At 37.6% G+C, this 16,912-nt stretch carries 18 protein-coding genes; 5 read left to right on the top strand and 13 right to left on the bottom strand.

Annotation, left to right across the window (positions count from 1 at the left end; translation table 11 throughout):
• On the top strand, positions 1 to 325 hold a 325-nt coding region (locus V7024_RS14055; protein WP_335521015.1), incomplete at its 5' end, for a DUF4183 domain-containing protein.
• Between the two features lie 36 nt (positions 326 to 361).
• Here V7024_RS14055 and V7024_RS14050 read toward each other — a convergent pair.
• Entirely contained in the window at positions 362 to 646 is a 285-nt protein-coding gene (locus V7024_RS14050) for a DUF4183 domain-containing protein (protein WP_335521013.1), read from the bottom strand.
• 137 nt (positions 647 to 783) lie between these two features.
• Positions 784 to 1,437: a tRNA (guanosine(46)-N7)-methyltransferase TrmB gene (gene trmB, locus V7024_RS14045; RefSeq protein ID WP_335521012.1), complete on the bottom strand. Its 654-nt coding sequence runs from the start codon at positions 1,435 to 1,437 to the stop codon at positions 784 to 786.
• Positions 1,438 to 1,634: 197 nt separating this feature from the next.
• Here trmB and V7024_RS14040 point away from each other — a divergent pair, with 197 nt between their 5' ends.
• On the top strand, positions 1,635 to 1,913 hold the full coding sequence (locus V7024_RS14040; RefSeq protein ID WP_020060301.1) for a YtzH-like family protein: 279 nt from the start codon (positions 1,635 to 1,637) through the stop codon (positions 1,911 to 1,913).
• A gap of 1 nt (position 1,914) precedes the next feature.
• Here V7024_RS14040 and V7024_RS14035 read toward each other — a convergent pair whose 3' ends face one another.
• The 4 genes from V7024_RS14035 to pepV all read right to left on the bottom strand — a co-directional run bounded on the left by V7024_RS14035 (position 1,915) and on the right by pepV (position 7,381).
• Complete coding sequence (locus V7024_RS14035; RefSeq protein WP_335521011.1) at positions 1,915 to 2,712, bottom strand: phosphotransferase family protein; 798 nt, start codon at positions 2,710 to 2,712, stop codon at positions 1,915 to 1,917.
• Between the two features lie 236 nt (positions 2,713 to 2,948).
• Complete coding sequence (pulA, locus tag V7024_RS14030) at positions 2,949 to 5,090, bottom strand: type I pullulanase (protein ID WP_335521008.1); 2,142 nt, start codon at positions 5,088 to 5,090, stop codon at positions 2,949 to 2,951.
• Positions 5,091 to 5,157: 67 nt separating this feature from the next.
• Positions 5,158 to 5,712, bottom strand: coding sequence for an RNA 2',3'-cyclic phosphodiesterase (gene thpR, locus V7024_RS14025; protein WP_335521007.1), 555 nt, complete (start codon positions 5,710 to 5,712; stop codon positions 5,158 to 5,160).
• A 262-nt stretch (positions 5,713 to 5,974) separates the two neighbouring features.
• Entirely contained in the window at positions 5,975 to 7,381 is a 1,407-nt protein-coding gene (pepV, locus tag V7024_RS14020; RefSeq protein WP_335521005.1) for a dipeptidase PepV, read from the bottom strand.
• Between the two features lie 363 nt (positions 7,382 to 7,744).
• On the opposite strand from pepV, the gene V7024_RS14015 reads away from it, so the two are divergent.
• Entirely contained in the window at positions 7,745 to 7,966 is a 222-nt protein-coding gene (locus V7024_RS14015; RefSeq protein ID WP_028411127.1) for a DeoR family transcriptional regulator, read from the top strand.
• A gap of 230 nt (positions 7,967 to 8,196) precedes the next feature.
• Here the strand turns inward: V7024_RS14015 and V7024_RS14010 are convergent, their stop codons facing one another.
• Positions 8,197 to 8,925 carry a pseudouridine synthase gene (locus V7024_RS14010; protein WP_335521003.1) on the bottom strand — a complete coding sequence of 243 codons (729 nt, stop codon included), beginning with the start codon at positions 8,923 to 8,925 and terminating at the stop codon, positions 8,197 to 8,199.
• A gap of 44 nt (positions 8,926 to 8,969) precedes the next feature.
• Positions 8,970 to 10,619, bottom strand: a complete 1,650-nt coding sequence (locus V7024_RS14005) for a putative polysaccharide biosynthesis protein (RefSeq protein WP_335521001.1) — start codon at positions 10,617 to 10,619, stop codon at positions 8,970 to 8,972.
• A gap of 153 nt (positions 10,620 to 10,772) precedes the next feature.
• Between V7024_RS14005 and V7024_RS14000 the strand changes: the two genes are divergently transcribed.
• Positions 10,773 to 12,038, top strand: a complete 1,266-nt coding sequence (locus tag V7024_RS14000; RefSeq protein ID WP_335520999.1) for an NAD(P)/FAD-dependent oxidoreductase — start codon at positions 10,773 to 10,775, stop codon at positions 12,036 to 12,038.
• Positions 12,039 to 12,109: 71 nt separating this feature from the next.
• Entirely contained in the window at positions 12,110 to 13,558 is a 1,449-nt protein-coding gene (locus tag V7024_RS13995; protein WP_335520997.1) for an MDR family MFS transporter, read from the top strand.
• 303 nt (positions 13,559 to 13,861) lie between these two features.
• Here V7024_RS13995 and V7024_RS13990 read toward each other — a convergent pair whose 3' ends face one another.
• The 5 genes from V7024_RS13990 to V7024_RS13970 form a co-directional block, all read right to left on the bottom strand.
• Complete coding sequence (locus V7024_RS13990) at positions 13,862 to 14,044, bottom strand: sporulation protein Cse60 (RefSeq protein ID WP_335520995.1); 183 nt, start codon at positions 14,042 to 14,044, stop codon at positions 13,862 to 13,864.
• 1 nt (position 14,045) lies between these two features.
• On the bottom strand, positions 14,046 to 14,282 hold the full coding sequence (locus tag V7024_RS13985; RefSeq protein ID WP_090918724.1) for a DUF2553 family protein: 237 nt from the start codon (positions 14,280 to 14,282) through the stop codon (positions 14,046 to 14,048).
• Between the two features lie 434 nt (positions 14,283 to 14,716).
• Positions 14,717 to 15,541, bottom strand: coding sequence for a DUF4306 domain-containing protein (locus tag V7024_RS13980; RefSeq protein ID WP_335520992.1), 825 nt, complete (start codon positions 15,539 to 15,541; stop codon positions 14,717 to 14,719).
• Positions 15,542 to 15,635: 94 nt separating this feature from the next.
• The gene (locus V7024_RS13975; protein WP_335520990.1) at positions 15,636 to 15,839 is read right to left on the bottom strand and encodes a hypothetical protein; all 204 of its coding nucleotides are present in this window, start codon (positions 15,837 to 15,839) and stop codon (positions 15,636 to 15,638) included.
• Positions 15,840 to 15,994: 155 nt separating this feature from the next.
• On the bottom strand, positions 15,995 to 16,897 hold the full coding sequence (locus tag V7024_RS13970; RefSeq protein WP_335520988.1) for a DUF2935 domain-containing protein: 903 nt from the start codon (positions 16,895 to 16,897) through the stop codon (positions 15,995 to 15,997).
• Positions 16,898 to 16,912: the final 15 nt, after the last annotated feature.

Here is a 16,912-nt window from a genome sequence, read left to right as displayed (position 1 = left end):
AATCACTGGACCTACCGGATCTACCGGACCTACTGGCGCTACGGGACCTACCTTCCAAGGATTAATTCCCGCCACGAATCTAATGTTTTTTACTGTTTCAGATGGCACGAGTCTTGTATACACAAATGCCGACGGTTTGCCTCAATTCGGAACTACGCAGATTTTAGCACCAAGTCAAGTATCATATATGAATTTATTTATTAACGGCGTTATTCAATCGCAAAATTCTTATGTCGTACAAGTGGGGATGCTTACAATATTGGCTGATGAAGCACCACCGGCTGGTGTTACTATCACACTTCAGTTTATTTTAATCAATCAATAAAAAGCGGATTCTTTAAAAGAATCCGCTTTTTATTGACTAGTTTACGACAAATTCAACGCTAACAACAACTCCAGGATCTAAAGTATTTCCATCTGGAATTGTAATAGCTGCAGTCGTAACACTTGAGTTAACCGCAGGTTGCAACTGTCCAGCCACGTATAAATTATAGTATGCAAATGATGAAGGAAATGCTGTTGCAGCAGCTCCAGTGTCATCATTACAAGCAGTTGCTAAAATATTAAACGTTGCTCCAGTTCCCGTTCCGGCGCTGATTGTTGAATTATATCTTCTACCAGCTAAAAAAGGTTTAATAATAGGCATTCAATATCCCCCCTTTTATTTTCAAATGTAGTAGGGCTTATCCTACCCTATATACTATGTAAACTTTTCTTTGTAGAAACGGCCAATTACTCGATTTTCATAACTATTACTTTACTAATAATAAAAAAACCCGCGCATTATTGCGCAGGTTCTGTACGATATTTTCCTTCAACGCGGTAAATACGATTTCCCTTGCTTGAGAATTTTTCTTCGTATTCCGTCATAATGTTTCCTTCGAAGTCACTTTTGTGAAGATCTAAGCTAATGTAAGGCAGCAACATGCCATATTCCGCCATACTTGTAAGAGAGTATTCAAACAAGGCTTGGTTATCTGTTTTGAAGTGAATTTCCCCGCCCTTTACAAGTACTGTTTCATAGTTGCGTAAAAATGTTTTATACGTTAAACGGCGCTTTTCATGACGATTTTTTGGCCACGGATCAGAGAAGTTTAAATACACGCGATCAATTTCATTCTCTGCAAAGAATACTGTTAAATCTTCTGCATCTTTGTTAATTAATTTTAAATTCGGCACTGCTTCTTCAATTAATTTATCAAGTGCGTCTACAATTACGCTTGTAAATTTTTCAATTCCAATATAGTTTACATTTGGATTTGCTTTTGCCATTTCATACATGAAGTGGCCGCGGCCTGTTCCAACTTCAATGTGAATTGGATTGTCATTTCCAAATAACTCGCTCCATTTTCCGTTATGCTCTTCTGGATTTCCAATTACAAACTGTGAATATTCTTTCGTTCGGTCCATTGCGTATGGTTTATGTCTTAAACGCATATTTCTCTCCCTCTCTGCACTTCAAGATGTGTGTATCATATAAAAAACCAAGTACGTACGAGCACTCGGTCCGTTTCTTTCAAGTATAAAATTTACTATTTTGACGGAAACTACAAAGTGTATGAAATACAATTTCCATCAGCGGTTCGTTACGCTCGTTTCATTGTTACGATAACAACTGAAAAGGATGTGTCAAAATGCCACTTAATCATGAACATCAAATGGCAATCTTAAAAGACATCTTAGTCAATCATCAAAGTGATTGCTGTGGAACGGTTTCTGAATGTGAACAATTAGAACGTCTCATTCAATCATTACTCGTAAATGACAATGTGAGTAATGATGTTAAATCGATGTTAAACGATGTATATTACTATAGTCAATCGGGTAAATATTCTCCTGATTTAGATAACCATATTTCTGGTCATCAAGAACAACTGTCACAATGGATTACAGGAATGGATAGTTTTTCTTAACTTATTCTGAAGCGAGTAGTTGCATTAAATATTGAAGCCAATATTCTGCTTCTACTTGCTTATTCTTTGCCCTATACCATTGCACGAAAATCATACATTGCAGTATAACATACCATTTCATACGGCTTAGCAAAGAATCAGTAAGTTCTAATCCGTAATGTTCAAGCCATTCGTGCCATTCATCTCTTGGAACATACCAATGAAGCAGCATCCCAATATCAAGAGCTGGGTCTGCAATAACTGCTCCATCCCAATCAATTAAAAACAATTTGTTATCATCTGTTACTAACCAATTGTTATGATTGACATCGCAATGACAAACAGCAAGATGTTCAAATTCTACATTCTGAAGGGACTTTTGTAAATACTGAAGTCCTTTTTGAATGACTTCATTTTGCTTTACATCCTCTTGCAAAGTGAGAAGTACTTCTTCTAGTATATCTTGCGCATGCAAAGGCTGTTTCCCAAGCTTTTGAATCATATGCACTAACGCTTCAGAAGAATGAATTTTTTTCAGCAATACTGCCACTCGCTCAGAGTTCATATCTTCTGGTTCTAATTTTTGTCCTGGGAGCCACTTTTGTGCCGAAATCACATCACCATTTGTTAATCGCCTTGTCCAAAGTAACTTCGGAACAATTCCTTCTGCTGACAATACCGCAAGAAAGGGCGACGAATTGCGCTTTAAAAAGATTTTATGATGTTCGTTGTGCGCAATGTAGGCATCCCCTGTCGCCCCTCCGGCCGGCATTACTTTCCATTCTTTTCCTAACAATTGTTCCAACCATTCCATGTTCATTACCCGTTAACAATTCCTTATCTTTTATAGTTATGAAAAGAAAAACTGCAACATATCCAAACATATGCCCAAGGTTTCCATTCATTCTGCTTCAATGTAAGTAAAAGTGAAAAAACAGACAAGCCGCTCACTCTTTACTTTATTTTACAAAAATAATAATAAACTGGCAACTTAACTGAATAGCCACCTTGTTCAATTCTACATTTATTATATTCGCATCGTCAAGGGTCGATTCGTCACAATTTCGTCAATATATACGTGCTAATTGGAGCAATGACAATTGTATCTCCCTCAAATGAAGAAATTGGATCTTCATTTGCCTTTTCCTCATTTGCAAGGATGTTCCATGTACCACCTTTAGGCAAAGAAACTGTTTGCTCCTCTATTCCGTTATGAAATAACACAACAATTTCTTTCCATTTTCCAAATTGCTGCACATCTTGTAAATAATATGCAATGACAGAAGGAGTTGTATTTAAAAAAGACATATGCCGCTTAATTAATTCAGAAGATGTAAAACAAAAGGCACCGTGTGATTTGCGAACCTGAATGATTCCTTTTATATAAGAAACTGTTTCTTCTTCGCGCTCTTTTTGATCCCAGTCCATTTGATTGATACAGTCCGGGGCGTTATAACTATTTTCACTTCCTTGCTTTGTACGATAAAATTCTTGACCAGCATGTAAAAACGGAATGCCCTGTGCTAATAATGTCATCGTTGTTGCAAGGCGATGGCGACGTTTTTGCATATGTTTCTCTTCTTTACTGCTGCCGCTAATCTTATCCCACATCGTCATGTTATCGTGACATTCTACATAGTTAATGCTTTGTACAGGTTCTATAAATAAGCTTCTTTCTTTAATATAAAGGATACTTCCTGTAAGCAAGTATTGGATATGCTCTTTATTTATTATCTCGCCAAGCGCATACCCACGTTTTTGCACGTCAAAAGTACTTCCCTTAATCCCATCGCGAAATTGATCATTAAACTGGGCGATACGTGGTAGTTTCGCTGCATTTTGTAATGTTGCCTTCTCGTCCGCAGCAAGTGGTGTTTGTAAATCCCATCCTTCACCTAATAATATGACATGCTCTTTTACTTCATTTACCTTCTGACGAATTTCGTTCATTGTCTCAACATCTAAAATTCCCATTAAATCAAACCGGAAACCATCCACCTTATACTCTGTTAACCAATATAAAATGGAATCGACAATAAACTTACGTACCATACTGCGCTCTGAGGCAATATCGTTTCCAACCCCCGTCCCATTTGACGGCATTCCATTTTCGTCGTGCCGAAAATAATATCCAGGTACAAGCTTCTCAAAGGAAGATGTTTCTCTTTCATACACATGGTTATAAACAACATCAATAATGACGCGCAATCCATTTCGATGAAGCGCTTGAATCATTTGTTTACATTCAACAATACGATTGTACGGATCAAACGAATTTGTCGCATAGCTACCATTTGGAACATTGTAAAATAGCGGATTATACCCCCAATTATACGTTGCAAATGGCTGCTCCTCATCGACACCGGCATAATGATGAATTGGTAATAATTCAAGATGTGTAACGCCTAATTCTTTTATATAAGAAAGGCCTGTTAACGTCCCTCGTTCTCCTGTCGTTCCTTCTTCTGTTAGACCAAGATATTTCCCTTTATACATTGCGCCGCTATGAGGATGAACTGTCATATCACGAATATGTCCCTCATAAATAACAGCATCCGTCATAGAAGTCATGATAGGTAACGGTTCCTCATCGTGCACATATGTTTTCGCAAGGTTTACGACAATTCCGTACGTACCGTTTACAGACACTGATTTTGCATATGGATCAATCGCTTCTCGCCAAATTAAATTAATGCAAACAAGAAAGGTATACTTCGCACCGTCCCAGTCGCCCGTTAACTCGCAACTCCAAACACCTTTTTCTTGTCCTTCCATTTCATAATCTTTATATACCGCCCCTGTTTCATAAATGCGAACTTTTGCTTTCGTAGCTGTTGGCGCCCACACTTTAAATACAGTTTGATTACTGGAATAAGAAGCACCTAAATCGCATCCTTCATACATATATAACTCATCAAATTTCTCTGTCCGAATAACAGCACCCATCTGTAAGTCCGTCTCTATTCCGCGTTCATCGCGTACGATATAACAGTTACTCAATGTAATGGGTTCGCTCACTTTACATTCATATTTCGTTGCATGTGGAAGAGAGGTGATACAAGTAATTGAAAGTTCCCATTCAGTTGCGCCTTGTTTTAAATGGAATATGCTACTCGTCCCGTACGCATGCGGAAGTAAAACCGTAATTTTATCCATTTCATCTAAATATGCTTCAAACGTACGCTGTATGCTTAACATATGTATCCACACCCTCCCAAGAGACATTCCATTTTCTATAGTATATTCAAAAAATCAGAAAACGTTTTCAAGCTTGCGTATTCTGTAAAGATATTTCATAAATCGCCTCATACTTCGGCACTCGTTCTACATGCGTTTCATATAACGTTACTGTTTCCACTTCAAATATACGCGGCGGCAGGGCAGGAAGCTGATTTTTATCAAACGCTTCTTCTCCCTTCCATTTACGAGCTACAGTAATATGAGGATGATACGGACGCGTTTCTAATTGAAAACCATTTTTCTCACATATCGTATACACCTGTTTTTGTAAATCAAACAAAGCACGTTCTTCTTCCACTCCTACCCAAAACACACGCGGCTGTTCTTTTACACCAAATGTATGACACCCTTGTAATGTAAGTGAAAAACGGGACATTTTAGTCAGTTGTTGCAAGTCTAGTTTTAGCTTTTCAAGTTGCCCTTCCTCAGCACTTCCTAAAAACGAAAGTGTAATGTGATAATCTTCTTTGTAAACCCAAGAACGAAACGGCGTTGTTTCTTCTATCATTTCTTTCCACTCTGCTAGTATGTTCTTTATCTCATTTGGTAATTTCACTGCAATAAAATAATGTCTCGCCATCTTTTCTCTCTCCTTTTCCCAGGATACACCTATTATTCGTGTGAAGCTGATTCTCCATACATACGAAAGAAGCCGCTCTCCTTATCGAAAGCGGTTCATTCATTGGTTGCAATTTTTCAACATATAAGTAGTTAATGCAAAACAAAAAGTAATTTGCACTTGTTCTCACGCGACACGTGGCAGGAATACTATGCACCGCCAGTCCCTCTTGCCTACCTAAAAAAGAAAGGGTTTATCTTTTTTCATTTATATTTCCTTGCTACTATTTCGCTAATTCATAAATTGCATGTGCATAAATCGCTGTCGCTTTCAGTAAATCTTCAATATCAATATACTCATCTTTTTGATGTGCTAATTCTTCTTTTCCTGGGAATAGCGGACCGAACGCAACCCCAGCTTTCAATGAACGTGCATATGTACCGCCGCCAATTGCTAACAACTCTGCTTTTTCTCCCGTTTGCTCTTCATATACACGCTGAAGTGTACGAATTAATACATGATCTTTATCAACGTGATGCGGACGAGAATCTGATACATTTGTGATAGCAAAGTCTTTTGCATTCACATAATTTGTTAATGTTTGCAGAGTTCCTTCTAAGTTTGTTGTGACTGGATAACGAACATTCAATCCAAGTTTACCGCCTTCTTCTTTTGTATAAGAAAGAAGACCAACGTTTACTGTTAATGGACCTGTAATCTCATCTGCATACGCAATGCCCGCTTTTTCTCCAAGCGTATCATTTGTAAATGTTTCCGCAGCTAAGCTAGCAAATGCGACGCCTTGCTCATCTAAAGAGATTGTCGTTAAGAAGTTCACAAGTGTTAAACCTGCATTTTCTCCTTGTTCCGGCGTAGAACCGTGTGCCGAAATCCCTTCTACTTGCAGTGTGACCGTATTTCCTTCCACAATTGCTTTCCCGTTTTTCTTTGCTTCTTGTATATATTGTTCATACTGACTTGCAAGTTCTGCTGCTTTTTCGCATGTTACAGTAGCTTCTGCAAAATCAGGAACCATATTTAATCGGCGCCCGGATGAGAAGGATACTAATACATTCTCTCCTGCTGCATATTCTTTTTTATTTTGAACGACATATAAATCGCAAATTCCTTTTTCCGCATTAATAATTGGAAAATCTGCATCAGGAGCAAAGCCCATCGTCGGCATTTCTTCGTGTTTAAAATAATGGTCTACGCACTTCCAATTACTTTCCTCATCCGTTCCTAAAATCATGCGAACACGTTTAGAAAGCGGCAATTCTAGTTCTTTTACAATTTTCATTGCATAATAAGCTGCCATTGTTGGACCTTTATCATCAATCGCACCGCGTGCAAAGATTTTACCATCACGAATATCAGCGCTATATGCAGGCGTTGTCCAGCCGTCTCCTTCTGGTACTACATCAACGTGACATAAAATACCAACAATTTCTTCTCCTTGTCCCATTTCTAAATGCCCTGCATATCCCTCTAAATTTTTAGAAAGAAATCCGTCAGCTTCTCCCTTATCTAACATGAAAGATAATGCTTTTGCTACACCTTCTCCAAACGGTGCACCTTCTTTTGCCGTTTCTTCTTCCCATACACTTTTAATTTGTAAAAATTGCTGTACATCATGAATCAGAGCATCTTTTCGTTTCTCTACTTCTTGCACCCAATTTATATTTGTCATACTTTCACCCTCTTCTCTATTCTCTTTTTCATCATAGCAAACGATCTCTTTTTATGCTAGCAAGCTCAAGTCTAATAACGAACAATTTTAATATTTCAGATAATTGAAATTGGTTTTTTCTTATTTTTTCTTATTTTTTTAATTTTTTTGCAGGAATTTGACGTTTTACGTAGAAATTTATTAAGATAGTTGATAAAGAGAAACAGAATATCAACAACTTTCTTTCTACAAACTCTATTACACATTAAAATTTTGTAAAATTTGAGCAAGTTAGAGCATGTTTTTTTTTCATCTGGAGTACAATGGAAATAACGACCTTCTTTCCTGAATGGGTCAAAAAACTTGTAGAGGAGTGGTTTTTTGATAAAACCTACAACTACTCGTATGCTAACACGCATTAAATCAATCTATATGTACATTAATGAGAAAGGCACCGTAACGACGCAAGACCTTGTAGATGAGTTTGGGATCACACCGCGAACGATACAGCGCGATCTGAATGTGTTGCAATTTAATGAACTCGTGTGTAGCCCTTGCCGTGGCAAGTGGACAACAACAGGAAAGAAAGTGAGAATGACCTCGTAATGAGTATAACTTGATTTAGTATATACATACCCCCATTCTTCTATTAAGAATGGGGGTCTTTTTGATTATGATATAACTCTGTGCTAGCTAAAACAAAAAGTGATTTTCACTCGTTTCATCTCTCTGTTTTAACATCGCGCGGGGGCCAAAAAAGGACCTGACCGCTTCTATGCATGGCCAGGACCTCTCTCCCACCAAAAAAGAAAGGCTTTTTATGTTCTTTTTTCAACTTATATTTCTATTTGAGTATGATAAGACTTTAGCATCTCTACTTCTTCGTCTGTTAATTCACGGTATTGTCCAAGCTCTAATTCCTCATCTAATACTAAAGGACCCATCTCTGTGCGTTTTAAGTACACGACCTTTTTTCCAACCGCTTCAAACATGCGCTTTACTTGATGAAACTTACCTTCTGTAATAACAAGTTCAATTTCAGACACGTCATCGCTTTGTAGAATTGTTAGAGCACCTGGCTTTGTTTCATATCCATCATCTAAAATAACGCCTTTTTTGAATGCAGTAACATCTTCTTCCGTCACTTTCCCAGCTATTCTCGCAAAGTATTTTTTCGGGACATGCTTTTTCGGAGAAAGAAGTTGATGCGTTAACTTTCCATCATTCGTCAATAAAAGAAAACCTTCTGTATCGATATCAAGTCGTCCCACTGGAAACGGATCAAAAATCGCATCTTCCATTTCTAATAAATCAATAACTGTTTCATGATTGTCATCTTCTGTTGCAGAAATGACACCTTGTGGTTTATGCATCATTAAGTATACAAATTCTTTATACTCCACTACTTCACCGTGAATCGTAACCTCTTGTTCTTCTACGTTCACATGATATTTTGCATCTTTCACTGATACGCCATCTATTTTTACAACGCCGTCTTTTAATAGTTTTTTCACTTCTTTACGGCTACCGTGGCCCATGTTTGCTAATAATTTATCTAATCTCATCGTTTCACCTGCTTTATATAATTAGAAAAAGAGAGGCGCACAATTTACGCCCCTTTCGTTTTGATCTTCAATCTACCACCAAGTTTACGCTGAATCTTCTCTAAAAATTCACCGCCAAATACTCGCTCTATTACGCCGGTAAGATGCGCTAAATAGCCATACACAGCCGCTCCTCCGATTGCACAAATGAAGACTGTAACAAGTGCCGCAGGGCGGCTTGTCTCATATGGAAGCATAAAGGAAAGAACCCATAATAATATCTTAACACCCACGACCATCGCCGCTATTAATACTGCAATTTGAAACGTTCGTTTATACACAAGTGCAAATGAAAAGTGGGCATATTTTCGAATTTGTTTATTCGTATACCAAATGGATACAGCGAACCCTACACCTGTTGCTACGACTGCACCAATTGTTCCAAAATAACGAATGAATACCACGTTACATAAGAATTTTAAAATAACTCCCATGCCAAGTGCAACAATCGCATGCTTTTGCTGGTCAATCCCTTGCAAAATAGCTGCTGTTACTGTGAATAATGCAAATAATAACGCGACCGGAGCGTACCACATTAATACTTTTCCGCCAAGCGGATCAGCTTCATAAAATGCGGTATAAATTGGATACGCTAAAGTGGAAATTCCAACGACAGCCGGTAATGTTAAAAACATATTTACTTGATACGTTTGGGTAATTTGCTGTTTTAAATAACGGAATTGCCCTTCTGTAAACGATTTTGTAATCGCTGGTACGAGCGTTAAGCTGTACGCCGTTGCAAGTGATACTGGAATCATAATTAATTTATGTGTCCACATTGTAAAAATACCGAGGGCACGTTCTGCAATATCCCCTTGTCCAATTGCTTGCATAATTGCATTAAATGTTAACGTGTCAATTTGCTGATAAAGCGGAATCGTTAACCCAATCACCACATAAGGAATCGCATACGCAAACAGTTCTTTAAATAAGTCCAATGTTCGAACTGTTGATTCTGGTACTGTTTGATTGATGATGTATTGATCTAAATGATGCTTTCGCTTCCTCCAATACCAAATGAGGACAGCTAATGCTCCGACAGCGGAAACAAACGCTGCAAATGTCGCCACACCAACTGCTGTTGCGACCGAACCTTTCATTACTTTTATAACGATAAAACTTCCTACAAGTAAAAATACAATACGAATAATTTGTTCAATGATTTGTGAAACGGTCGTTGGTCCCATTGATTGGTACCCTTGAAAATACCCGCGAATTAAACTTGCCGCTGGTACAACAAGAAGTGCAAAGCTAACGAGACGAATAATCATTGTTACATCTTCTAAGCTGTTATGTAAACTCTTCTTCCCTAGCATTGCTTCAGCAAATAATGGTGCTGTCATATACAAGACTAAAAAGGAAAGTATTCCGCTTATAATCATCATAACCATACCGGAGCGAAACATTCTCCGGCTCGTCTTATAATCTCCAAGCGCATTATATTTCGAAACAAACTTCGAAACTGCAAGCGGCACCCCTGCCGTTGCGATACTTAAAAAGATTGTATATGGAATATATCCATACGTGTATAACGTCCCGCCTTCTGTGCCAACTAACGCATGAAACGGAAAAACATAAATCATGCCGAGGAACTTCACTAAAAATGTCCCAAGCGTCACAATAAGCGTTCCGCGTAAAAATTTTGAATCGGACATAAAAAAATCCTCCTCCATTATTCCAAACGCTGAACTCCAACTTTTGTATTGTACCACACTTTCTCCTTTAAACAGTATATCCCCTCATTTTTCTTTTCTATGAAAACATGATATTCTTGAATGCAGCAAAACAAGAAAATGAGGTCGATTTATATGCATTATGATGTAATTGTCATTGGTGGAGGTCCTTCTGGATTAATGGCAGCGATCGGTGCTGCTGAAGAAGGTGCACGCGTGTTACTTCTTGATAAAGGTGACAAATTAGGAAGAAAGCTTGCTATTTCTGGCGGCGGACGCTGCAACGTAACAAACCGTCTTCCGCTCGATGAAATTGTCAAACATATTCCTGGAAATGGTCGTTTCTTATATAGTGCCTTTTCTATTTTTAATAACGAAGATATTATTCAGTTCTTCGAAAAGCTTGGCGTCAAATTAAAAGAAGAAGATCATGGCCGCATGTTTCCTGTATCAAACAAAGCTCAGTCCGTTGTAGATGCACTGCTAACACGTTTAAAAGAACTGCGCGTTACCATTCGGACAAATCTCCCTGTTAAAACTGTAGAATATGAAAATGGACAAACGAAAGCGGTTATCCTGCAAAATGGTGAAGTGCTTGAAACGAACCATGTTGTTATTGCAGTTGGCGGGAAATCCGTACCGCATACAGGCTCTACTGGAGATGGCTATGCTTGGGCGGAAAAGGCAGGGCATACGATTACAGAACTATTCCCAACGGAAGTACCACTCCTTTCTAATGAACCATTTATTCGCGACCGTACATTACAAGGCATAGCGCTTCGTGATGTAGAACTAAGCGTATTAAATCCAAAAGGAAAAGCAGTTATCTCTCATAAAATGGATATGCTCTTTACCCACTTCGGTGTGTCTGGACCAGCAGCACTTCGCTGCAGTCAGTTCGCCCTGAAAACGATGAAAAAGTTCAAAACAAACAACGTAACAATGAGCATTGATGCATTGCCAGCGGAACATAGCGAACAACTCTTCGGGCGCATGATGAAGCAAATAAAAGAAGAGCCGAAAAAGGCAATAAAGAATGTACTGAAAGGTTATGTACCTGAGCGTTATTTCTTATTCCTATTAGAGAAAAATGAAATTGACGGCAGTCAGCAATGCGGACAAATTTCTCACGAAAAAATCCGCGCTCTTGCTACAGATTTCAAAGAATTTACCTTTACCGTAAATGGGACGCAGCCTCTTGAAAAGGCATTCGTAACAGGCGGCGGTGTGTCGGTAAAAGAAATTAATCCGAAAGAAATGTCATCAAAGCTCATGAACGGGTTATATTTCTGCGGAGAAATTCTTGATATTCACGGCTATACAGGCGGGTATAATATTACCTCAGCACTTATTACAGGCCGAATTGCTGGAATGACTGCAGGTCAAAATGCTACCATATAGTAGTAAAAAAGGAGTCTAATTACTAGTCTCCTTTTCATTTGTAATTGTAAAAAAGCAAAAGGGGAAAACAAATGAGAAAAAAAGTAATGATATCTTTAATGTTAATGACGTTTCTTTCCGCTGTTGAAGGAACGATCGTTAGCACAGCGGTGCCTCGCATTACAAGCGAACTTTCAGGGGTAGGACTTGTAAGCTGGGTGTATGCCATTTATATGTTAGCGACCGCAGTAACAACACCGATTTACGGAAAGCTAGCAGATTTATTTGGACGTAAAAAAATACTATTAATTGGAGCTGCCATCTTTTTAATCGGCTCTACATTATGCGGCGTTGCAACATCAATGGAGCAATTAATTCTGTTCCGCGCCCTGCAAGGAGTAGGAGCAGGTGCTGTTATGCCAATTACAATGACAATTATCGGTGACTTATATAGCGAAGCAAAAGATAGAGCAAAAGCGCAAGGTTGGCTAAGTGCTGTTTGGGGTGTATCTGGTGTTGTCGGACCTTTAGTTGGTGGCTTTTTAGTCGATTCACTATCTTGGCGTTATATCTTTTTCTTAAACATTCCATTTGGAATCTTTGCTTGTGCGATGATTGCAATTTCCTATAAAGAATCTATCAAGCCAGCAAAACATCATATCGACTATCCAGGTGCTGTTATCTTCTCACTTAGTACGATTGCCTTACTTTATGCATTACTAACAGGAAGTCAGCATCAAAACTGGGGCGATATCACAATTATCGGCCTGCTGGTATTTGCAGTTTGCGCATTTATCCTTTTCTTATTTGTAGAAAAAAAATCACCAGAACCATTAATTCCGTTAGATCTGTTCTCTAACCGATCTGTATTTATCGTGAACGTATTAACGTTAATTGTTGGTGCAATGATTATTAGTATTACAATGTACCTTCCGATTTGGACACAAGGGGTATTAGGAAAAAACGCAACGGAAGCTGGTATGATTCTAATGCCAATCCCTGTATTTTGGACAGTTGGTGCGATGATGTCTGGTAACTTAGTTGGCCGTTTACAAACAAAACAAATTATTTTACTTGGCGGCAGCATTTTATCGGCTTCAACGTTTTTGTTAATCATGCTATCTACGCATTCGCATCCATCTCTTATTTACATTGCAATGGGTATGTTCGGCATGGGAATGGGACTGATGACACCAATCTTTATGGTCACAATCCAAGCTTCTGTCCCTGCAAATAAACGCGGAACAGCTGTCGGTTTAAATACATTTATTAATACATTTAGTCAAACGCTAGGCGCAGCAGTATTTGGAACGATTTTCAATACAGTCATCCACAGCGCAGGAGACGGAAATGTAAACTTAGTAACTTCGGAACACGGAAGTACCGCGACAGGATCGCAAGAAGTACTCGCTTCTAGTGTTCATATTATCTTTAGCGGCACATTTATATTAGCCGTTATCAGTTTATTTATCGCATGGCTATGCTTACACTCCAAACAACAAGAAACAGTTGCACCGCAGCAAAAAGGCACTGCACTGTAGAAAAAAGTGTTGAGAATTTCTCAACACTTTTTTCATGCACTGCTCATATAAGAAAATGAAGTAGACGGCCTGTTATAAATGTACCTCGGTAGAAAGGGCGATTCGTGTCAAGTATTGTCGAAGGGGCTTTATGTTGTGTCGAAAGGTCTTTATATTGCTTAAAGTCGCCGATATATTTAAAAAATCGCAGAGAAATGAGGGATTTCCGCCGATAAAGTGAAGCTTCCATTAGGTGGGGGTCTTACTGCCCACGAATAGCGGGATAAATACAAAAAAGACGACTTCGCGTCGTCTTTTTTGTATTTAAGACCGATATACAACCATCGCAGAGAAACAATAAATCTGACTCTCTTCATCATTGTTCGAAACCGATACTTGATACTTAATATCTACAACTTGTTCTTCGTCCATTTTCTTCAAAAAGACATTGATTGCCTCTTCTAAATCCTTTTCATGACTTTCATCAAAGATCTTCACGCGAATCACATTAACACCATCCTAAGTCACAACCTTCTACCGCTGGACTGTTATCTCGGCGCGTATCAATGATGCGATAAAACTTGCCATCTTCATATAAATATCCATCTTCTAATACATACTGTTTCTCTTCAGTATAGACATAAAATTTACCAATCATAAATTTATTAGAGTATAATTCCAAATAATCTGTCTTAAATTTCGCCACTACCTTGTCTGTAATATCAATTTTAATTGTACGACTCATCTCCCACCCCTCCTTTCGAAAAAGAACGGATTGGTTTATTGTATTAAGGATTTTTTATTTTATGAATGAATTTGAAGGGGATATGCTTTCTTTAGAGTTAATAGCAACTATCTTCACTAACAGAAGAACCGACTTTTTTATTTGGCTTCTTATTAAAACATTATTTGTAACTACTCAGCTATACCTTTTAGAAATTTAGAAAAGGGTATGATTCTAGTGAAGATGTGTCTCTCTATTACTTATAAATTCATTTTTTGGCATATAGACTGCTGTCATGCAAATACAACAGGAGCCTGTACTTATTGTCTACTTTTGTTTTCAAACCTTGCACGTGGCAGGAAAAGGCCTTGACCGCTTCTATGCATGGCTAGTCCCTCTCGCCCATTTTAAAAAATGCTTTTCTGTCGGTTTTTCATAAAGTAACTGAGTAACCATTATTTTTTAACGTAATGTAACATAGCAAGTTGACCAAGTTGTTCTGTCTTTGTTAGTGTGAATTTTGTTTCAATGTCACCGTCAGTATAAAGAGAAATACCTTTACCTAAAATGATAGGTGCGATTGCAAGTTGAAATTCATCAATTAAGTTTTCTTTGAAAAATTCTCGTGCTAAATTACCACCACCAATTAACCAAATATCTTTTCCCGGCTGTTTTTTTAAGTTAGTAATGAATGTTTTTACATTTTCTTTTAAAAATTGAGCATATTCATCTCTACCATCTACAGAAGTTGAAAAAACATAATTAGCGTAGTTAGCATAAGGATAATCCATATCAAACCCACGAATTACGTCATATGTTCTTTTTCCCATTACAACAGTATCAATTCTTTCAAGAAGAGTACCGTATCCATTATCTCCTTCAATTTCTGTTGATTCTAACCACTCTAAGGTCCCATCTTCGCTTGCGATATATCCATCAATAGAAGTTCCAATGTATAAAATTACTTTGCGTTCTTGTTTCATTTTTATCATCCTTTCTTTCAAAAATGATATCACACCTAACAGCAACATATATCCAAAACTAGTAACCACACTTAAGATTGGTATAAGGTAAAATTTAGCTGCATATACAAAGAAATCAATTTGCAAAATATCATCGTAACTTGAAACTGGCCCTTGAAAATAATTCGTAAACTTAGCGGAATATTTCCATTCAAATGGATCATCGATTAAATTACTTCCTTCGTACCAACTAATAAGAGCGGAAACGCTGAAGAATACAATAGCGATCCCGAATTGAACGATGTATCTTGTTTTCATACAATTTTTCTCCTTTTTATTTTATAAACAAAACAAAGCGCCCCCAAGTTTATACTCAGTAGGCACTACCCCGTGCATATATCGTTCCAAACGATTATACATTGTTATCTCTCTGCTTTTTATAGAAGCGATTGGAATCCTCGACTATAATACCCCCAACAATTATCATGATTCCCGCAGATAGTTTAATACATATTTTATATACATACTCTAAATCTTTAAAATACAGTGTTGTGACCATGTAAATAACAGCACCAGCTATTGCAAGAATTAAACCTTTATATTTCTGAAAGAACATGTAAATCCACCTTTACTATGTATATAAGATTGACATAAAAGCCAGCGCAGATTATGCGATTGATACGATAAATCCTAAAATAATACATAACAACCAATATATTCATAATAAAGGTTTTCTGAATATGATTCAATATTCACTTTAAATCAGCTCTGTTATTGCTGTGCTTCCATTTGTTTTTGTTTTAATCGCTGTTCTAAAACGCTAATCATAAAGAGGAAATGATTCGCTTCTCTTAAAACGTGATCGGCTAGTAAAGGATTAATTACATTTTTAATTTGGCATGTTTGGATGAACTCCAGTCCTGCTTTTTTGAAGTTTCTTAATTCAACAGTCGCATTTTCGCTATCTTTATTCATTTTACCAATAATCGGATATGTTGGTTGTTTCTTATATAACATGGATTCAACATCTCTAGCCTGATTGAGGAGAACCTCAAAATCGTCACCGAATTTCGACGCAGTATGAACTAAATTTCTTTCTGATTGATCAAGCAAAGAGGCAATAAAACGCGAATGTTCCATCATGATTCGTAACCAAAATACATTTTCACTAATAATTGAATCTTGAATCGGATCCATTTTTCCCTCGTTAAATTTCTGGAGTGTTCTTATAAAATATTCCGCTTCTCGTGCAGTATGGTCCACTAATAGCGGGAAATTAAACCCTTTTGCTTTACAATTAATAATTAAAATTAAAAGATTTCTTTTATAATTACGGAAAGCGTAAACTAGCTCAATACTTTCTTCATTTAATTTCCGAACTGCTTGCACTGTGTGAGGAACAGAAAATGCTTTTTGTAAGTGTCGGTCAAACAAATGATAAAATTGCTCTACTTGTTGAATTAAACTTTTCTCATGTCTATCAAACCCTTCACTAAGAAAAAGGGCATGCTCCTTCATAATTCGCAGCCAAAATTGATTTTCTGTTAAGGATCTTTCAATAAATAATTGTTCTGTTAATGATTCAGAAGGTGCTGCTTTCAGCTCTGGAGGTAGGAGCATAGCGCGCTGAGGATCCATCACAAACTGTTCAGAGACAGGTTGGTCTTGAGACATACAATCACCCCTTTT

Source organism: Bacillus sp. JJ864, assembly GCF_036963045.1.
GTDB classification, from domain to species: domain Bacteria; phylum Bacillota; class Bacilli; order Bacillales; family Bacillaceae_G; genus Bacillus_A; species Bacillus_A pseudomycoides_C.
The sequence above is the reverse complement of the archived record's forward strand: the minus strand, read 5'-3'. Positions and strand labels throughout refer to the sequence as shown.

Bases quoted from the DNA above. Each gene is read 5' to 3' on its own strand.
- V7024_RS14050 (WP_335521013.1), bottom strand. From the start codon at position 646: ATGCCTATTATTAAACCTTTTTTAGCTGGTAGAAGATATAATTCAACA.
- trmB (WP_335521012.1), bottom strand. From the start codon at position 1,437: ATGCGTTTAAGACATAAACCATACGCAATGGACCGAACGAAAGAATAT.
- V7024_RS14040 (WP_020060301.1), top strand. From the start codon at position 1,635: ATGCCACTTAATCATGAACATCAAATGGCAATCTTAAAAGACATCTTA.
- V7024_RS14035 (WP_335521011.1), bottom strand. From the start codon at position 2,712: ATGAACATGGAATGGTTGGAACAATTGTTAGGAAAAGAATGGAAAGTA.
- pulA (WP_335521008.1), bottom strand. From the start codon at position 5,090: ATGTTAAGCATACAGCGTACGTTTGAAGCATATTTAGATGAAATGGAT.
- thpR (WP_335521007.1), bottom strand. From the start codon at position 5,712: ATGGCGAGACATTATTTTATTGCAGTGAAATTACCAAATGAGATAAAG.
- pepV (WP_335521005.1), bottom strand. From the start codon at position 7,381: ATGACAAATATAAATTGGGTGCAAGAAGTAGAGAAACGAAAAGATGCT.
- V7024_RS14010 (WP_335521003.1), bottom strand. From the start codon at position 8,925: ATGAGATTAGATAAATTATTAGCAAACATGGGCCACGGTAGCCGTAAA.
- V7024_RS14005 (WP_335521001.1), bottom strand. From the start codon at position 10,619: ATGTCCGATTCAAAATTTTTACGCGGAACGCTTATTGTGACGCTTGGG.
- V7024_RS14000 (WP_335520999.1), top strand. From the start codon at position 10,773: ATGCATTATGATGTAATTGTCATTGGTGGAGGTCCTTCTGGATTAATG.
- V7024_RS13995 (WP_335520997.1), top strand. From the start codon at position 12,110: ATGAGAAAAAAAGTAATGATATCTTTAATGTTAATGACGTTTCTTTCC.
- V7024_RS13985 (WP_090918724.1), bottom strand. From the start codon at position 14,282: ATGAGTCGTACAATTAAAATTGATATTACAGACAAGGTAGTGGCGAAA.
- V7024_RS13980 (WP_335520992.1), bottom strand. From the start codon at position 15,541: ATGAAAACAAGATACATCGTTCAATTCGGGATCGCTATTGTATTCTTC.
- V7024_RS13975 (WP_335520990.1), bottom strand. From the start codon at position 15,839: ATGTTCTTTCAGAAATATAAAGGTTTAATTCTTGCAATAGCTGGTGCT.
- V7024_RS13970 (WP_335520988.1), bottom strand. From the start codon at position 16,897: ATGTCTCAAGACCAACCTGTCTCTGAACAGTTTGTGATGGATCCTCAG.